The sequence below is a fragment of the Arthrobacter sp. 2RAF22 genome, assembly GCF_052115325.1.
In the GTDB taxonomy this organism is placed as follows: Bacteria; Actinomycetota; Actinomycetes; order Actinomycetales; family Micrococcaceae; genus Arthrobacter.
In genome coordinates, this window is record NZ_JBFRGL010000007.1 from 1 (window position 1) to 16,477 (window position 16,477).

At 56.1% G+C, this 16,477-nt stretch carries 14 protein-coding genes; 6 read left to right on the forward strand and 8 right to left on the reverse strand.

Going from position 1 to position 16,477, the window contains the following annotated elements:
- Positions 1 to 257: 257 nt before the first annotated feature.
- The 3 genes from AB4068_RS07565 (at position 258) to AB4068_RS07575 (ending at position 3,310) form a co-directional block, all read left to right on the forward strand.
- On the forward strand, positions 258 to 1,733 hold the full coding sequence (locus tag AB4068_RS07565) for a polysaccharide biosynthesis tyrosine autokinase (RefSeq protein ID WP_441433055.1): 1,476 nt from the start codon (positions 258 to 260) through the stop codon (positions 1,731 to 1,733).
- 67 nt (positions 1,734 to 1,800) lie between these two features.
- Complete coding sequence (locus tag AB4068_RS07570; RefSeq protein ID WP_441433056.1) at positions 1,801 to 2,433, forward strand: CatB-related O-acetyltransferase; 633 nt, start codon at positions 1,801 to 1,803, stop codon at positions 2,431 to 2,433.
- A 1-nt stretch (position 2,434) separates the two neighbouring features.
- The gene (locus AB4068_RS07575) at positions 2,435 to 3,310 is read left to right on the forward strand and encodes a glycosyltransferase family 2 protein (protein ID WP_441433057.1); all 876 of its coding nucleotides are present in this window, start codon (positions 2,435 to 2,437) and stop codon (positions 3,308 to 3,310) included.
- Between the two features lie 263 nt (positions 3,311 to 3,573).
- On the opposite strand, the gene AB4068_RS07580 is transcribed toward AB4068_RS07575, so the two are convergent.
- From AB4068_RS07580 to AB4068_RS07615, 8 genes are all read right to left on the reverse strand, one after another.
- Positions 3,574 to 4,686, reverse strand: coding sequence for a hypothetical protein (locus AB4068_RS07580; protein ID WP_441433058.1), 1,113 nt, complete (start codon positions 4,684 to 4,686; stop codon positions 3,574 to 3,576).
- A 150-nt stretch (positions 4,687 to 4,836) separates the two neighbouring features.
- Positions 4,837 to 5,979, reverse strand: coding sequence for a Coenzyme F420 hydrogenase/dehydrogenase, beta subunit C-terminal domain (locus AB4068_RS07585; RefSeq protein WP_441433059.1), 1,143 nt, complete (start codon positions 5,977 to 5,979; stop codon positions 4,837 to 4,839).
- A 104-nt stretch (positions 5,980 to 6,083) separates the two neighbouring features.
- Positions 6,084 to 7,175 (reverse strand): polysaccharide pyruvyl transferase family protein, encoded by a 1,092-nt coding sequence (locus tag AB4068_RS07590; protein WP_441433060.1) that lies wholly within the window; start codon positions 7,173 to 7,175, stop codon positions 6,084 to 6,086.
- Positions 7,176 to 7,215: 40 nt separating this feature from the next.
- A complete protein-coding gene (locus AB4068_RS07595) occupies positions 7,216 to 7,746 on the reverse strand; it encodes an acyltransferase (RefSeq protein WP_441433061.1) in 531 nt (176 codons plus the stop codon).
- 9 nt (positions 7,747 to 7,755) lie between these two features.
- Complete coding sequence (locus AB4068_RS07600) at positions 7,756 to 8,817, reverse strand: glycosyltransferase (protein WP_441433062.1); 1,062 nt, start codon at positions 8,815 to 8,817, stop codon at positions 7,756 to 7,758.
- The gene (locus AB4068_RS07605) at positions 8,804 to 9,901 is read right to left on the reverse strand and encodes a glycosyltransferase family 4 protein (RefSeq protein ID WP_441433142.1); all 1,098 of its coding nucleotides are present in this window, start codon (positions 9,899 to 9,901) and stop codon (positions 8,804 to 8,806) included. Before AB4068_RS07605 ends, AB4068_RS07600 begins: the two co-directional genes overlap by 14 nt.
- 56 nt (positions 9,902 to 9,957) lie before the next feature.
- Complete coding sequence (locus AB4068_RS07610; protein WP_441433063.1) at positions 9,958 to 10,623, reverse strand: acyltransferase; 666 nt, start codon at positions 10,621 to 10,623, stop codon at positions 9,958 to 9,960.
- The gene (locus AB4068_RS07615; protein WP_441433064.1) at positions 10,620 to 11,753 is read right to left on the reverse strand and encodes a glycosyltransferase; all 1,134 of its coding nucleotides are present in this window, start codon (positions 11,751 to 11,753) and stop codon (positions 10,620 to 10,622) included. The genes AB4068_RS07610 and AB4068_RS07615 overlap by 4 nt, the downstream gene beginning before the upstream one ends.
- 273 nt (positions 11,754 to 12,026) lie before the next feature.
- On the opposite strand from AB4068_RS07615, the gene AB4068_RS07620 reads away from it, so the two are divergent.
- The 3 genes from AB4068_RS07620 (at position 12,027) to AB4068_RS07630 (ending at position 16,191) form a co-directional block, all read left to right on the forward strand.
- Complete coding sequence (locus tag AB4068_RS07620; protein WP_441433065.1) at positions 12,027 to 13,469, forward strand: sugar transferase; 1,443 nt, start codon at positions 12,027 to 12,029, stop codon at positions 13,467 to 13,469.
- A gap of 41 nt (positions 13,470 to 13,510) precedes the next feature.
- Positions 13,511 to 15,397, forward strand: a complete 1,887-nt coding sequence (locus AB4068_RS07625) for a DUF4012 domain-containing protein (protein WP_441433066.1) — start codon at positions 13,511 to 13,513, stop codon at positions 15,395 to 15,397.
- 185 nt (positions 15,398 to 15,582) lie between these two features.
- The gene (locus AB4068_RS07630; RefSeq protein ID WP_441433067.1) at positions 15,583 to 16,191 is read left to right on the forward strand and encodes an LPXTG cell wall anchor domain-containing protein; all 609 of its coding nucleotides are present in this window, start codon (positions 15,583 to 15,585) and stop codon (positions 16,189 to 16,191) included.
- The last annotated feature ends 286 nt before the right edge of the window (positions 16,192 to 16,477 follow it).

Consider the following 16,477-nt stretch of genomic DNA (forward strand, 5'->3'; position numbering starts at 1 on the left):
GCCATCACGACCTGGATCGAAAGGACCTACCACCGCCGGCGACGGCAAAGACGGCTGGGAAAACTCACGCCAATCGAATATGAAACAATCAACCGGACCGCGCTCACAGCGGCCTAAGACCCCGAGTCAACAAAAGCCGGGGCAGTCCCCTCGGTATGCGCCGACCGGTAGGATAACCTTGGTGGGCCAGCGCGCAGTACTTGGATAGACCGGCGTCATAACTGCCATCGCCAGCAATCGACCTAAGGGGGACCGGTTTGGATTTACGCGACTATTTGCGGGTTCTGCGCCGCAATTGGATCTTGATCGCAGCCACATCGTTGGCGGGCATACTAGTTGGCGGAGCTGCATCGATCCTGACTCAACCAATCTACACATCCGATACACAGCTATTCGTGGCGATCCAAAGCTCCGGCTCGGTGTTGGAGCTCCAGCAGGGCAACACCTTCAGCCAGGCCCGCGTTCAGTCTTACGTCAAAACCGTGGGATCACCCGTAGTACTTCAGCCTGCGATAGATTCGCTTGGGCTTTCCATGACCGCGGAACAACTGGCCACGCACGTGAAGGCCAGTTCCGAGGTCAACACCGTACTGATCAATATTTCCGTTACGGACAACTCGTCGGTCCAAGCGGCCGCAATTGCGCAGGCTGTCGGCAACAGTCTTGTTCGAGCGGTTGATACATTGGAAAGGCCAAAGACTGGAGGAACTTCCCCAGTCGCCTTGTCCATAATCAAACCGGCAGTAGCCCCCGCTGCCCCCTCTTCTCCGAACACTCGCCTAAACCTCCTGCTCGGCCTAGCTATTGGTCTAGGACTGGGAATCGCCTCTGCCGTGCTCAGAACGACGCTGGACAGTCGAGTGAGGGGGGAAGCCGACCTTCGCCACGTCACAGACGCACCGCTTCTCGGAGGCATTGCCTTCGATCAGGACGCAACCAAAAAACCACTCCTCACACAGGCCGCGGCACAGAGTCCAAGAGCCGAATCCTTCCGCCAGTTGCGGACGAATCTACAGTTTGCAAATGTGTCAGGACGGGCAAAAACAGTCCTTATTACGTCTTCGCTCCCAGGCGAAGGAAAGAGTACAACCGCCACCAATCTGGCAATCGCATTGGCCCAGGCTGGACAGACCGTGTGCCTTGTTGATGCAGACCTTCGCCGACCCATGATTAATGAGTATCTCGGCATGGATCGAAATGCTGGCCTCACTACCGCCCTTCTTGGGATTGAAGAAGTCGGCGATCTACTTCAACAGTGGGGTGAGGATCAGCTTTATGTGCTTACTTCTGGGCAAATTCCCCCAAACCCTAGCGAATTGCTTGGCTCTCAGGAGATGAAGCACCTAATCGCTCAGCTGGAGCTCACCTTCGACACCGTGATAATAGATGCGCCTCCCCTTTTGCCGGTTACAGACGCGGCCGTGCTGTCACAGCATGTCGGAGGCGTTGTTGTCGTCGTTGGTTCCCAAAAGACGCGTCAGCAGGATCTGAGTAAGTCCCTCGGAGCGCTCGAAATGGTCGGGTCTACAGTCTTAGGAGTGGTCCTGAACCGACTGCCGGTGAAGGGTCCAGACGCGTACTCTTACACCTACTACCGCCATGATGCTCTGAAGTCTGGAAGTTCAAGCAATTTCGAGGAAACCAAACCCGAGTCCAGACGCTCCAATGATCTCTTCCAGGAGATTCTTCCGGAGGAACGGCCTGCGCGAGTTTTTCCAGCCAACAGGCACTAGGCCGTATGTCGGACCTTCATGCGACCATGCACCTCTTGACAATGGCTAAGCAGGAAGGAAAGAGACAATGCCAGCAATGAAGCAATCGTTGATCGGCAGACTTTTCCTACGCATCTACCTTCACGCGCCGCTCCGTCGCAGAATACTCGCCAAGATCATTTCGATCGAAGGTGGCGACATGTATTCGTTGACACTGAGGAAGATCCTACGTGACCACCACGGGATAACTGCGGGAAAGTTCAGTTACGGTTCGCTTCTTAGTATTGGCAATTGCGATACGAACACCGAAATAGGAGATTACGTCTCAATCGGGCCAAACGTCAGGCGTTTCGGCGCCGCCCATCCGATGGACTATCCGGCGTTGCACCCGTTGTTCTACAACCCCAGGCTGGGCTTGGTCGCGGCAGACAAGGATGTAGAGCGCAGTCCATGCTGGATAGGTCACGATTCGTGGATCGGAGCAAACGTTACGATCCTTCCGGGCTGTCGCCGAATTGGGATTGGCGCCGCCATAGGCGCCGGTAGCGTCGTCACGCGCGACATTCCTGATTTTGCCGTGGCCGCTGGAAATCCAGCCAAGGTTCTTCGAAATCGATTCCCGGATATTACCCAGGAAGAGATTCTCGCAAGTAAGTTCTGGTCATTGGCCCCCGAAGAAGCTCTTGCGGTTGTTGTCGACCTTCACCCAAGAATGGAATAAAATGACAAAATCGAGCGATTCCCTCGCCGCAGTTGTAGTGCACTACCAGAGTCCCGAAACCTTGAAGATTACCCTTGCAAATCTTGGCCAAAAGATTGATCCCGAACTAATATTTATTGTTGACAATTCGTCAAGTCTGGTCAAAGACAATTTTGAAGGACTTGGCACAATTTTGGATGATGGTATTAATAGGGGCTATGCGGGAGGCGTGAATCACGGATTCAAATACATCTCATTAAAGCGACCCGACGTAACGGAGGTCCTCGTATGCACGCACGAGGCAGTATTTCGGGGCGACTCTCTGGAGGAGCTGCTGAAAACAGCGGCAGCTCATCCTAATGGCCACCTAGTCGGGCCTAAACTAATCACCCAAGACACGGGCCGGGAAGTCACGTGGTCAAATGGCGGACAATTGCCGTTGCCGTTCTTTTATCCAAAGCACGATAGGTCGCCGTCCAGATCGGGCGTACGAAAAGTTGATTGGGTGGACGGGGCCACGTTCATCATGGATACGAGAACCTGGGCTGCGCTGGGGGGCGTTCCCGAAGAGTTCTTCATGTACATGGAGGACGTCGCTCTCGGATTACGGTGCAGCGCTGCGGGAATTCCAGTTCTCGTGAATCTTGACGCAGTTGTTGAGCAGACTGCAAACGGTCCTAGTCGACGATTGGCGATAAGAAACCGCATCCTGCTGGCGCTTCGATATATGAGTCCCTGGAAGCGTCAAGTGATAATCGCCGAAGTGCGAGGGCGCCAGTGGCTGATGTCAGTACATCCATCCAAAGACGTACGTAGTAAAGCGCAAGAAAGCAGGGAGGCAGTTAGGGAGGCCAAGCACGTGGCCATGACCATCGCGGCGTCCGGGCGAGCCTCCTGAGGCTCTTCTCCGCCGATCCACGAGTACGGGGTCACGCGGCCCGATGAACGAAATACTCCCGATAAAGACTAGGCGTTGCAGCGATCGCCCTGATCCTCATAGTTTGGCTACGCGACTTGGTTTTCCGCTGCGCTTTTGGTCTCGATCTGGATTCTTTTGGCTGGACTAGCCCTCGGCCAACTGCCGTCTCCGACACCTTGAGCACGAGGGCCAAACCGGGACCGCTTTGAAGGAACCGAAACGAACGACTCGCCATCACGCTCCTATCGTCCAAACAAAATCGCCCAGGACCCTATAGAAAATCGAAGGATCCTGGGGCCAACCAACCAATAGACGTAGAGTCCCCCCACAAGGACAAAGACGCCTCCCATGACTGTTACCGCAAGCGACGGGTTCGTCTGCTTCCCGAGCCACCAACAGGTTGCAATCAGGACGATCATCGTGCAGGGGAACCAGCTATCGCCGGTCGGCGAGACAGCAAAATGCTGCAGCACCGGTGCCAGTGCCGCCAGGCCGATGGTCACTGAACATGCAGGCAGAAGCAAATCTAGGGAAGGCCCAAAGGCCGGCCCGAAGAGCAAAGGAACCAAGACGACGGCACCTAAGGCGCCCGCCGTGACAATGGGAACACTGGCCAGCATGCAAATCTGCCAAGTCAGCCACGTCCTTTGCCGTATTCCGGTCTTCGGCGCAGTTGCGTATGAGTACTGAATTATGGTCTGGAACGTTTGATATGCCGTCTGCGGAATCAGCGCGACAACGGAATAGTACCCGACGGTCTGTACCGTCGCCTGCGTAATAAACATCATGCTGTCCACTCTCAACAGCGAAGCCTCGACCACCTGTGAGCGCCACGCCCGCCATGCCCGATGGAGGAGTGATCTCAACCTCTCAGGTTTGAACACCCCTTCGTCTATTCCCTTGAGGAGCCTCCTTCGAGGCAGGACGATCAGGGTCATTTGCACCAAAAGTGATCCTGCGTTGAATGCTAGAACCAACCAAAGCTGCAACGTACCGGAGAAATAGGCGATAACAATGCCGAAGCATACCGCTCCAGATGCCGCTAGGTTTGCGATACCAAAATTTTTAGTGAGACCAGCAACGATAAGGATATTTGCGTCTATCGACTTACTGGCACTCATTCCCGCTAGAGCCAAAAAAACAGCCGTTGCCATCCGTTCCGGAAGATCCAGGTTGAGGATTTGACCCAGCCCAACACCAATTACAACTGCCGCAACCACTGAATACAACATCAGTTGCCGGCCTCTGCGACTCCAGCCGTGAGCTTGGCCTAAGTCTGCCGCAACAGCCTGACGGGCAAGCAGCCCAAGACCGAAAGCTCCGACCAATCCGACGAAGATTGATGAGAGCATCACGATCGCGAGTTCGCCCCTAGCCTCGGGGCCCAGCGCGCGCGCAGTCAAGGGAGCAGTTACCAGTCCCGCGATGAGCGGAGCAATGTTTCCTGCTAGATGCAAGAGTGCCCTCATCTCAAAAGGCCTCCCATTCGATTGCGGCTGCCATAATCACGTACGAAATCTCTCAAGCCATGACCTTCTAAGCGATCCATAGGCGTAACGCGCCGAGCGAATCGGGCTCTCAGATGCAAGCCTCAAGAGGTGGAAGCCTACGTACCTCGGTATTCTCCAGCCTGCCAGGCAGCGTCCAAGCAACCGCGCTCCCAAAGTTGCCCTTCGTTCAACTTGATACGGTTGAATGGAACATATCTGGCGCAGGTCCAACGGATCAGCCTGAATGATACCTGCCTCAACGGCCGCGATGATTGTTTGATGGCCACGTTTAGTTCGCGCGATCAGGGCACTTACCCCGCTGCTGTCCGTGAACTCGGGATATCCACGATCATCCGTCTTCCAGTAGTCGCCAGCTACAATGTCGGCGCTCTCCCCGACACCATCAGGACAAATCTTGCAGCGCCACTGCATTGACGGGCCGAGCTGCTTACCCCACGACGCGTCGTAAGTCGTAGATCCGCGGACGCCATCCATCGTCTCGGCATAAAACTCACCTGGCCACCCGTGTCCACGGTAGCGCAGCGTTCTAAGGGGAGAGCCCGCAGGAATCCCCAGTTCCGAAAGCAGGCGATCGGTGGCCAACTGGCTTGGCACCCCGGCACAGAAAAACGACATGAGCAAAGGACGATCTTCAATTCCCCGAAACTCGCCAATTTGCCTCAGCGCAGCAACTTCACAAGGCTTGCCCACAAAAACAGAATCAGGAGACAACGAATAACCTTCAGCGGCGACCGAGACAGGGGCGTACCGTGAACCTGCCTGTCGAAGAAAATCGGACTTCCGTCCTAATTGCACGGCGACCGTGCGCCGCGGCTCGTTTGTATCGGCAGCAGCCCCGATCACCCTTGCAGAATGGCCCGATTCAACCAACCATTCGGCTAAGGCTGTGAGGACTCCACCACTGCTCCCCCGAAAACGCGTCTCTGCGTCGGTCGCCCACGCTTGCCACGAAGAAATTGCGTGCCCGAGGGCAGGATCAAAGTGATGTTCCCCGCCGGATATCTCCTCTGGTACCGGACGCCTCACCACGATGCCAGGGCAACTTGCCTCGAGCTCGTCGGTCATCTGGCGGTCATCCTTTTTTGATAGCGGCAGGCGCCGGACCGGCCGATTGAAGCCCGCCCCATCAAGCACCATGCTGATTCCAGGATCGATAAGCGCACAAGCGCCGCAACCGGAGCAGTTTCCGGAACGCACAACCGATTCCAGAGTTCGGTCGAATCCCAATTGGTTCTCCGCCCTCATGTACGTGCGCTCATGGCGAGATGGTTTACAGCTCTTTGGAGACGGTATTCCGCGCTCTCCTTAACATGAGCAGCCTCTGACGGCAGACTCGAGAGATCCAACAGTTTCACGACCCGATCGACGATGTCCTCTTCTTTTAGGTCAATCGTGTGCACCCAGCCAATGTCGGACAACAGGGGGGCAAATTTCCGAGAGTACGCCAAAGGAATGGCCGGGGTTCCGACAGACAAGGCATTCAAGCAAGCATGCATTCTGGCCCCGATTACTACTTGACTATCGGCAACAAATGCCCTGACGTCATCCAAACCGGCGGGCACGAAAACGGCGACCTTGTCGCCAAATTCTGCAACGAGTTCCTTCACTGCTGTCATATCATTATCGAGGGAAGGATTATCAATAACATGAGGCATCAATGTAATCTCGCGATCCGCGGCGATGAGTCTTCTAATAAGATCTCTCGTCATTTCCCGATACCGGAGCCTTGAGCCGTGAGCGTCCGTGCTCCACAGAAGTCCAGACACATTGAGCACAATATCCGCTCTATCTGACCCACTGGAATTAGGTTGGGGTAATGCAAATACGACATCAGTGGAAAGACAATCTGGCTCGTAGCCAAGGCGCCGCGCATAGTCCAGACTTGTGCTGTCACGTACAAAAACCGTTTTCGCGCGCTTCAGTGTGCGGCGGGCAGCTAGGCGTCCTAGTACTGAATTGAAAGGACCGATAGTTTGAGGGGAAAGGATGACCGGCACGCCAGCAGCTTGGGCAACATGTCGCGTGTAAAACATGATGGCCATTCGCTTCAAGCCATAGATGTCTGTAAAGCTGTCTCCTGCACCAGTGTCTATTACGGCATCGTACTTCGCCATGCGATTCCTCAAGACTTTGCTACCGGTCAAGGTTCCTTTCAGCACCACTTTGCCAGAGAGTTGCGTACCGAGCGGACCGAAATCGAAACTCTGGAAGTCGACTTCTGTATCGGGCCCCCAAGCTTGTTGAGCAAGGGAAAGAGCGCCCTGACTTAACGCCCTGACGCCGAGATTGCTGGAACTGTCGTCAGCCCACAGGACTAGTACGCGTTTGGACAAGATGTCTCCCTAACTGTCAGCGAACGCAGGCATTTGGCCTCTACTGGAAAGGCATGTGGAAATTGAGGTCGTATTCCAAGTCGCGGCTTCTGCTACCGATAACCTTCGCTGGAACGCCAGCCACGATCGTGAAAGGCGCAACGTCTTTCGATACGACGGCCCCCGCTGCCACGACGGCCCCCTCGCCGACGGTTACGGCGGGCAGAATCGTGGCACGTGAAGCCACGTACGCCCTATTCCCGATATGGACCGGACCGCCTTTAGTGCCAAAATCTTGGCTCTGCGGATCGTGTCCAACCGTAAAAATTTGAACGTGACCTCCGATATTGACATTGCTTCCAATACTCAGGCCAAGCCTGCCATCCAGAAAGCAGTCATTTCCTACAATCGTATTTCTGTCTATAGAGATTCCTTGGGGAGCAAAAAATGCTAATCTCCAGTGTACCGACGAATTAGTGCCGATTTTCAACCCAAAGACATTCCGATACATAAAAAGTCGGAATCTGTGCCAGGGCACCCGGCCGACCACAAAACCAACCCAAAGCTTAAACCCCTGAAGATACAAACGCATTAGGTCCTCTCAAAGCGTCGACGAGGCGGTGATGGATCGAATGTTCGTCAACATAGCGCGAACGGACTCGGTAAATGCTCGCTGACTGAACTGGAGCTCAAAATCCTCGGTTGAGGGAACCGCAGGAAGTTGGGGTGGCTGTTGCAGTAGATCCTCGATTCGCCCGATAAACGAGCTCCACCGTGGGCTGAACCCATTGGCAACGTGGGCCGTCCCAAAAACAGGCACACCATATGCCATAGCCTCGACAGCCTTTGCTTTAATCCCACCACCGTGATCAATGGGGACGATCGCGGCATCTATTTGTCGGTAGAAGTCACCGAGCGAGTCGACTCGTCCAAGCACTTCAACAGGAATCCCCCAGCCCTTTACGACCTCGGAACCGAAGCCCGCAACCTTGATCGCAATACCCTTCTGGATAAATTCGCCAGCAAAGTCCCTAAAAAATTTTCGGAGGGACATGACGTTTGGCGGATAGTCGAAGTTTCCAATGAATCCCACCGTCCGCAGTGTCTTCCGTTCACCCTGCGCGCTGAACGACACGGGCGTAATTGGAGTCGGGATCCAATGTCCAGTTGAGACGCCCGCCGAATCCGTCAGTCGAGTATCGGCAAAGCCCGCAAAAACGTTGGCGATCGGAGACCTAACTAAGCGGCGTTGTTGAATTTCCCAGAACAAGCTCTGACAAATTCCGCCGGGGCGAGACATGATCGACGCACGTCCCATGGTTCGCGCGTTCACACTCCACAGATCCATCCAATCGAAGATTAGTGATTCCCGCGGAAGGATCCTTGCGGCTGAATCAAAGACCGACGGTACAGTCACAACATTCAGATCCGCCGGCATCATGGAAGGTAAAGCACCGGTGAGGGGCATTGGGATGAGTTTCTTCTTCAACGTCCGGAGAGGAGTCTGGGCCTTCGCATCGGTCGCTGTGGCACGGAGCGGATGAACCGTCGTATTGAATCCAAGCGCGGTTAACGCGTCTTGCCAGGCGAGAGCCCGCAGACCGCCGCCGTCCCGCGGCATTTTGGAGCTACCGTACCAATAGACGATGTTAGCCGTTGGCATTTTCTCTCCCGGGGCTATGGTTGCTAACGGATCGCCAAATTTCTCGAAACCGTTCGCCGTAGCGGGCTATCGAAAAGGACTCTTCATAGGTCACCCGTGCATTAGCACCCATTCGTTCAGCATCCCGTCGGCTAAGAGACCGTAGTTTCGAAGCGAGTTCCTCAGCATTCCCCATTTGGAACAAGATACCGTCGTGACCGTTTGTGACAACATCCTTCGCACCACCGGCATTACTAGCGACAACAGCGCGTCCTCGCGCGAAAGCTTCCAAGACCACTAGGCCGAAAGGTTCGGGCCGGTCGGAAGGAAGGATGAGGAAATCTGCGGAATCAAGGTAAGGGACTATGTCCGGAACCTCTCCAACAATGGAGATCCGATCGGAGTGTTTGACAGATGCGACCAGAGCTGGCACGTCGACTCCAGTACCCATTGCCGGGGATCCGCCGAGTATCACCAGATCGCCGGGGCTATGGTCCTGGTCCCAAGCCTGCAGCAATGTAGCGTGACCCTTCCAGGAGTTCCATCGGCTCGCGACTACAAATTCAAGTTCCCGAGAATCGGGAGCTAGCGGCATGGGTGGATTATCGGTCTCGCGATGGGCGTTGACAAGCAGAATCGAGCGAGATTGCAGACGACGAGGAAGTGATTCGAGAGCGGCGTTTGAGATGCAAATGATCCGGTCGGCTAGGCGTGCGAATAATCCCATTACGGGTCCTTCGCGCGGCGACCAAATTTCCTGAACATGGAGCACCACAGTTTTTATCCCTGCAAGCCGCGCTAGAGGAATGCAAAAGATCATCGCCGACGTCGTACAGTAGACCACTTCAGGTCGTTCTGCCAAAAGTAGCCTATATGTCATAAAGATACGCCTCAATAGCGGCAGGAGGCCTGACAATGATAGATAGCGTCGCCGGATAACAACCAGTGGACCAGAGATGTTTTCGATTCCCCGAATGTCCAATTCGATGCCGAGTCCGTTATGCGCCTCGGGCAAATCGTCAGGTAGGCAGACCAGTGTTTTCTTCCGGTCCTCTACGGGGAGGGAGCTGATGACCTCTAAAAGGATCTTATCCGCACCGTACATCTCGTTGCTCGAGTGGAGAAATATCACGCGCCGTTGTCGGCTACGTTGTTGCCCGCTCACCGTGACCTCAACACTTTCGCGGGGACACCAGCCACGATCGCGTTGTCAGGAACGTCTCGCGTCACTACGCTGCCAGCGGCTACTACTACACCTGAACCTACAGTGACTCCCGCCGTGACTGTTGCGCCGCTTCCGATCCATACGTTGTCCCCGATCGACAAGGATTCACGCACGACACCCTGAGCCTTTATCGTTCGCTCTGTGTCCCCAAAAACATGATTCTCAGAAAAGAGTCTGACGCCCGGACCGAGCATGACGTCATTGCCGATTCGAATTTCTCCCGAACACCCAATGAAGCATCCTGCCCCAAAGCTGGTGCGATCGCCGACCCATAGGCCAACCCCAACTTCGCCGCCGTAGTAGCTCGTCGGACGAATCATGCAGCCCCGGCCAATCGACACATCGCTGCCGAAGTTCAGGCCGTATTTTGTGAGGCCTTGAACCTCGGCAAAATCTTCGACAACGAGTCGTCCTTGATGCGAGATCATTTGAGGGTTCGTTAATCGAGCTCCACGCCCAACAAAGAGCGGTCCCCGAGAGTTCTTGAGCCAGGGTTTCAACGGAGCACCCCGAAGAAGCATCCGGAATGTTCGAAAGGCCATCTGCGAAGAAGCCAAAACATTGTCGCCGGTGGAAAGCCCTCTAAATCGGAGAAGGTTCACGATACTAGGCTTCCAGATTGATCCGTCGACTGAATCTGTTCGAGGATGGCGGTTTCATACTTGCTGCAGACAGATTCCCAGGTGTAGCCCTCTTGCAGCCGTGCTTTCGCTGCTTCGGACAGTTCATTCTGAAGAACTGCCGAGTCCATAACTCGGCGGATGGCATGCTCAATGGCTTCAGGATCGGGGCTGCAGAATTGGGCAGCGTCGACCAGAACCTCACGGTTGTAAACCGTGTCTCGAGCAACTATAGGAGCCCCGTTGGCCATCGCCTGCACTAAGGCTGGGTTTGTTCCGCCTACGCTGTGCCCATGAAAATAGGCCCCGCAGTGCGTCCACAAAGACAGAAGTCGGCTGTCGTCTGCGATGTGGCCCAGCCAATGCACGCTGGAAAATTCCGCAGCAAGTGATCGGGCAGCTTCATCGAGGGTCCCACCGTAGCCAGCTGAACCTACTATGACTACGTCATAGTCAGCGGCCAGTCGTTTCGCCGCCTCGAGGAATTCGGGGATGGTGTTCTCAGGGACGAATCGTGCCACGGCAAGCACGTAGCGTCGTCGACTAAGAGGAGACTCAACGGCATTTGCGTCCGTGAGAGCTTCCCCGCCGTACGGGATGTAGATGCTCTCTCGAGCGAATTCTGACATCCATCGTCGCTGTATCTCGATCGAGTCTGCCACCAGCACGGTGCCGAACCTTGCTGTCATCCGGGCTCCAAGACGGAAGATGGTCTTGGCAAGCCGGCCCCATTTTGCCCGTTCCCATTCAATTCCGTCGACGTTAACAACGGTGGGAATTCCCCTCAAGGCCAAGAGTGGAAGCCAAAATCCGTTAGCAACATTCATGATCAGCGCCACGTTCGGACGGGACCACATTGCGTGTAGGCAAGACGAGAGCCCAAAACTGAGAGTACTCAAAGACTTATTTTCAAGACCAGGCGTCTCGATCACCTTAACGCGCAGGTCGCGGTCTGGGTCATCCGACTTGATACCTGGACGACCGTAGACGGTCACATCCCAACCTCGTTGTGCCAGATACGGCGCGAGTTTACGAACCGCCGTTTCAAAACCGCCGTAGTAGCTCGGATACCCGCGGGTTCCGATGATAGCGACAGATTTCACCATACTCATGCCCCCATTGATGGCTTACCGATAGGCTCCGCCTAGTACAAGGCCGAGATTATCATCCCTTTTGGACAAGTCCGTTTTGGGTCGTACTGCTACGACTGCGGATTCCAGGCTGATACTCGGTCTTGCCCATCGTGTTCCGGTCATGTGTGACGCCGATCCGGGCAAGCGAGGGCAAATTACCGCCAAAAGATTCCTGCCGGCCCGGCGCTATATGTATGGTTGGCAAGGGCTCCTCCGACGACTCGGACAGCAACGCAATTGGGGGGATGGGGGATGAACTTGGTGGAAACTAGGGCTGATTGGCGCGTACGAACTTCACGCACGCTTCGGATAGTCGATGCGTTGGTCATCATGTGGGCCGTAATCGGGGCCTACATCATCCGGTTCGGTCTGGATTCGAGTTTGGCGGGAACCGGAGATTTCAGCTACTTCTGGCTTTCCGTGTTTCTGACGGTCGCATGGTGGTTCATGCTGGAAGCGTGGAGCACGCGGCAGAGCAGAATCCTGGGTTCCGGACCAGATGAGTACAAACGCGTGGCCGCCGCATCGCTTTGGCTCTTCGGGCTCATTGCAATGTTTTCCTATGTGTTTCGGCTTGAAACTGCTCGCGGATACGTCGGAATTGCACTGCCTGCCGGGTTGATTGGACTGCTCCTGGCCCGTTGGCTCTTGCGGCAGCATCTCGGTGTCCATAGGCAAAACGGACGGCGAATGTCTCGACTCCTGTTGCTAGGCGGACCGAGCGCCGTTGCCCATCTTGCCGAGACATTGGCGCGGGAAAAGCACGCGGGATATCAGCCGGTTGCGGCGTACATACCGGGCTCGCAAGGTCATAACACTGAACTGGATGGAATCGGGTTGCCAGTCCTTGGAAATGATCCTGATACGAACTCTATTTTGGACGCGATAAGCCTCTGCGGAGCAGACGCAATCGCTGTCTCAGCAGGGGTGCAGCTTCACCCTCAAACGATTCGCCATTTGGGCTGGGAGCTTGCCAATCGAAACATAGGCCTCATCATGGCGCCAGCGCTGACTGATATTGCGGGGCCGCGCATCCACACACAACAAGTTGCGGGGCTGCCCCTCATACACGTAACTACCCCTACGTTGGAGGGCGGTCAACGCGTAGCCAAGCGTCTCTTCGATATCGCAGTGTCGGTCACATTGCTACTGCTGGCTTCCCCTCTGATGGCTTTCCTGGCTGTTCTCGTAAAAATCGACAGCCCTGGCCCAGCTCTTTTCCGGCAGGAACGGGTGGGAATCGAAGGCACCCGTTTCAAGATGTTGAAGTTCCGCTCCATGGTTGTAAACGCTGAGGCCAAGTTAGACGAACTCATCGAGAAAAACGAAGGTAGCGGCGTCCTCTTCAAGCTCCGGAACGACCCGCGGGTCACGCGTATCGGCGGTTTTCTACGAAGATACAGCCTGGACGAACTACCCCAGTTGTTTAACGTCCTTCGAGGTTCTATGAGCTTGGTTGGTCCGAGACCTCCCCTGCCGCGCGAGGTCGAGGCATATCAACTTGAAGTGCGCCGACGTCTCTTGGTAAAGCCCGGGTTGACTGGACTTTGGCAAGTAAGTGGGCGTTCAAACCTCTCATGGCAGGACGCTGTCCGTTTGGATCTCTACTATGTAGAAAACTGGTCATTGGCCGGTGACCTCGTCATCCTTCTTCGCACCGCTCGCGCTGTCTTCGGCAGCAATGGTGCTTACTAAATGGGGAACTTTTCCATGACTCTTATCCGGACCGGTCACGTATGACCGACACTCAGCAATCCGAAACGATCGAGGACGATCCCGGGCTTCGCCGTGCCACGCGAAGTGGCACTCGAGGTAAGGTTCGCCGTCGACTGCTCGCAACCGGGATCTGTCTTGGCACCCTTCTGGTGGTGGCCGGGGCCGCCGTCCTGTGGCTGGGGGCTAAGGCTTCCACCATCAAGACCGAGCTTGAATCATCCACCCAGTTAGTGCCGAAGCTCAAGGAGAGCATCCTCCAGAACCAGCCCGCAGATGCCACGGCTGTTGCTGACGAGCTTCGACGCCACACTGCCGCTGCTCGGGACGCCGCCTCTGATCCACTCTGGTCCTTGGCCTCTGCAACCCCGTGGCTCGGCGCGAATTTCACTGCCACTGCCGAAATCGCCCGCTCAGCTGACGACGTAGCCACGCTGGGCGTCACCCCCCTTGTAAAGGTCTACGATTCCCTGAAATGGGACAAGCTGATGCCGAGCGCCGGCGGCACTGACCTGGAACCAATCCGCAAGGCCGCCCCTGCAGTGTCCTCCGCCGCTCATGCCGTGCGCGCCTCTGCGCAGCGCCTGAACGGCATCGACGCCAGCGGATTGCTCCCCCAGATCGCAGGGCCACTGACACAGGCCAGACAACAACTTAGCTCTGTTGCGGAAGAGTTGGACACCGCGTCCGACGCGGCGAGCCTAACTCCGGTCATGCTGGGCTCTGACAAGCCGCGGCACTACCTGCTGCTCGTCCAGAACAACGCCGAGGCTCGCGCTACGGGCGGTATCCCAGGTGCCCTAGTGGTCCTTACCGCGGACAAAGGCAAGATCAGCCTTTCCGCCGAAACCAGTGCTACGGAACTCGGCCGTTTCTCCCCCCCGGTCTCGGTGGATGATGAGCAGCAACGCATATACACCGACCGCATGGGCACCTTCATGCAGGACGTCAACTTCACTCCAGATTTCCCGACGGCAGCCACCACCGCGTTGAAAATGTGGGTGCAGAAAAAGGGCGAACAGCTGGACGGAGCAATTTCGATCGATCCAGTGGCTCTGGGCTACATCCTGGACGCCACAGGACCCGTCAGCCTCCAGGACCCTCAGATGCTTGCCCTGACTGAAGGGAAACTTCCGAACCAGCTTTCCGGCAAGAACGTGGTAAAAACACTGCTCTCCGACGTCTACGCCCAAATAAAAGATCCAACGGCGCAAGACGCTTACTTTGCGATGGTGGCCAAGGAAATCTTCGGTGCCCTGTCTTCGGGCAAAGGCGAGGCGAAGAGCCTGCTTGCCGGCGTCGGGAAAGGCGTAGACGAGCACCGGGTTTTGCTCTGGTCAGCGAATACGACAGAACAGTCTGTTATCGCGAAGTACACGCTCAGTGGCTCTATTTCCGGCCCCAGCGTGCCGGCGGCCCAGTTCGGCGCCTACTTTAATGACGGTACGGGCGCGAAAATGGACTACTACGTGAAACGCACCGTTCAGCTCATCCAGCAATGCACGGCTGCCGATGGTTACGGAACCGTCAAGGTGCGCATTACCAGCACCAATACTGCACCCGCTGACGCGGCGACCTCCTTGCCCGCCTACGTTACTGGTGCCGGTGCCTTTGGCGTGCCGCCCGGAACCGCCCAAAGCAATGTGATCGCCTACGGTCCCGCCCAGGCCAATGTTGAAACCGCAACACAAGACGGTAAGAACGTCCCCTTCGGCGCGCAAATCCACGACGATCGGCCAGTGGGCACACTCTCCGTCCGGCTGGCGCCCGGACAGAGCAGCACTGTGGAATTCACTTTCGGAAAAATCGTCCAGCACAGCCAGCCCGAAGTGGTGGTGACTCCTACCGTCCAATCTGTGGACAAGGTAATACTCCCGACTCAATCGGCAAGCTGTGGAACCGCAAGATAGACGGGGTGTTAACCCTTTGTAACGGGTTTGGATTTACTTTGCTGTAAGCACCCTTAGGATGATAGTTTCTCTCTTGGGTGGGTCTCAGATTTCAGTTCACGTGTTCGTGGTGGATGAAATCACGTCATCACAATGAATTACGTATCAGGTCTCAAGCACGTACCAAGGTCTCAGGGGGACAAAAATTGAAGAAATCACTTGCAGTGCTCGCGCTTGCGGGTACCATCGCTCTCGCCGCTTCGGCTCCAGCAATGGCCGTTGATTACCCGGCACCGGCTCCGGGCACCGTTTCCAGCGCAACCGTAACTGTAGGCGGAACGGTCGTATTCTCCGGCGGAGGCTTTACGCCCGGAGAAACCATCGTCATCACCATTACCTTCACTGCTGCTCCTCAGGGCGCTGCAGCACCCGGCACCAGCAATGGCATCGCCATGGCCGTACCGGGAGGCCTTCACCTGGCACCCACCACGGTGACCGCTACTGCCAACGCCTCCGGTGCTTTCTCCACCGACGTCTCGCTGACCGCGGCAGGTACCTACCAGCTGACCGCCGTCGGGGCGACCTCCGGCCACAGCGTCACGTCGACCGTTGTTGCCGCCGGGGTCAGCCCTGGGCTAGCAAACACCGGTGGCACAGGGCTGGCCAACACCGGCGGTACCGGTTTGGCCAACACCGGCGTCGATTCCAGCCTGATCCTGTGGGGCCTGGTTGGCGCCGGCGCCCTCGTAGCTGGCACGACCTCCGTAGTGGTGGTTCGCCGCCGCGCAAAGAACGAAACCGTAGCAGCAGCGTAAACGCAACACAAGGAGGGGTTGTTTCCGGTGATCCGGAAACAACCCCTCCTTGTTTGTTCGTACGGTAATTTATGAACATGGGGAGACATTGGCGACGCCGCAAACGGCTGAGCTTCAGGGTGGAGTTGCCAGCGATTCCACGAATTCCAGCCATTCCGAGTCAGGCTTGGCCGATCATTTTTCTGATCGTGCTGGCCGCAGTTTCCTTCGGCGTGGCTGCTTTCGCACTCATGCGGCACACGTGATTATGACTCTCGTGTTAACTTGTAAAACACAGGTGTCACGC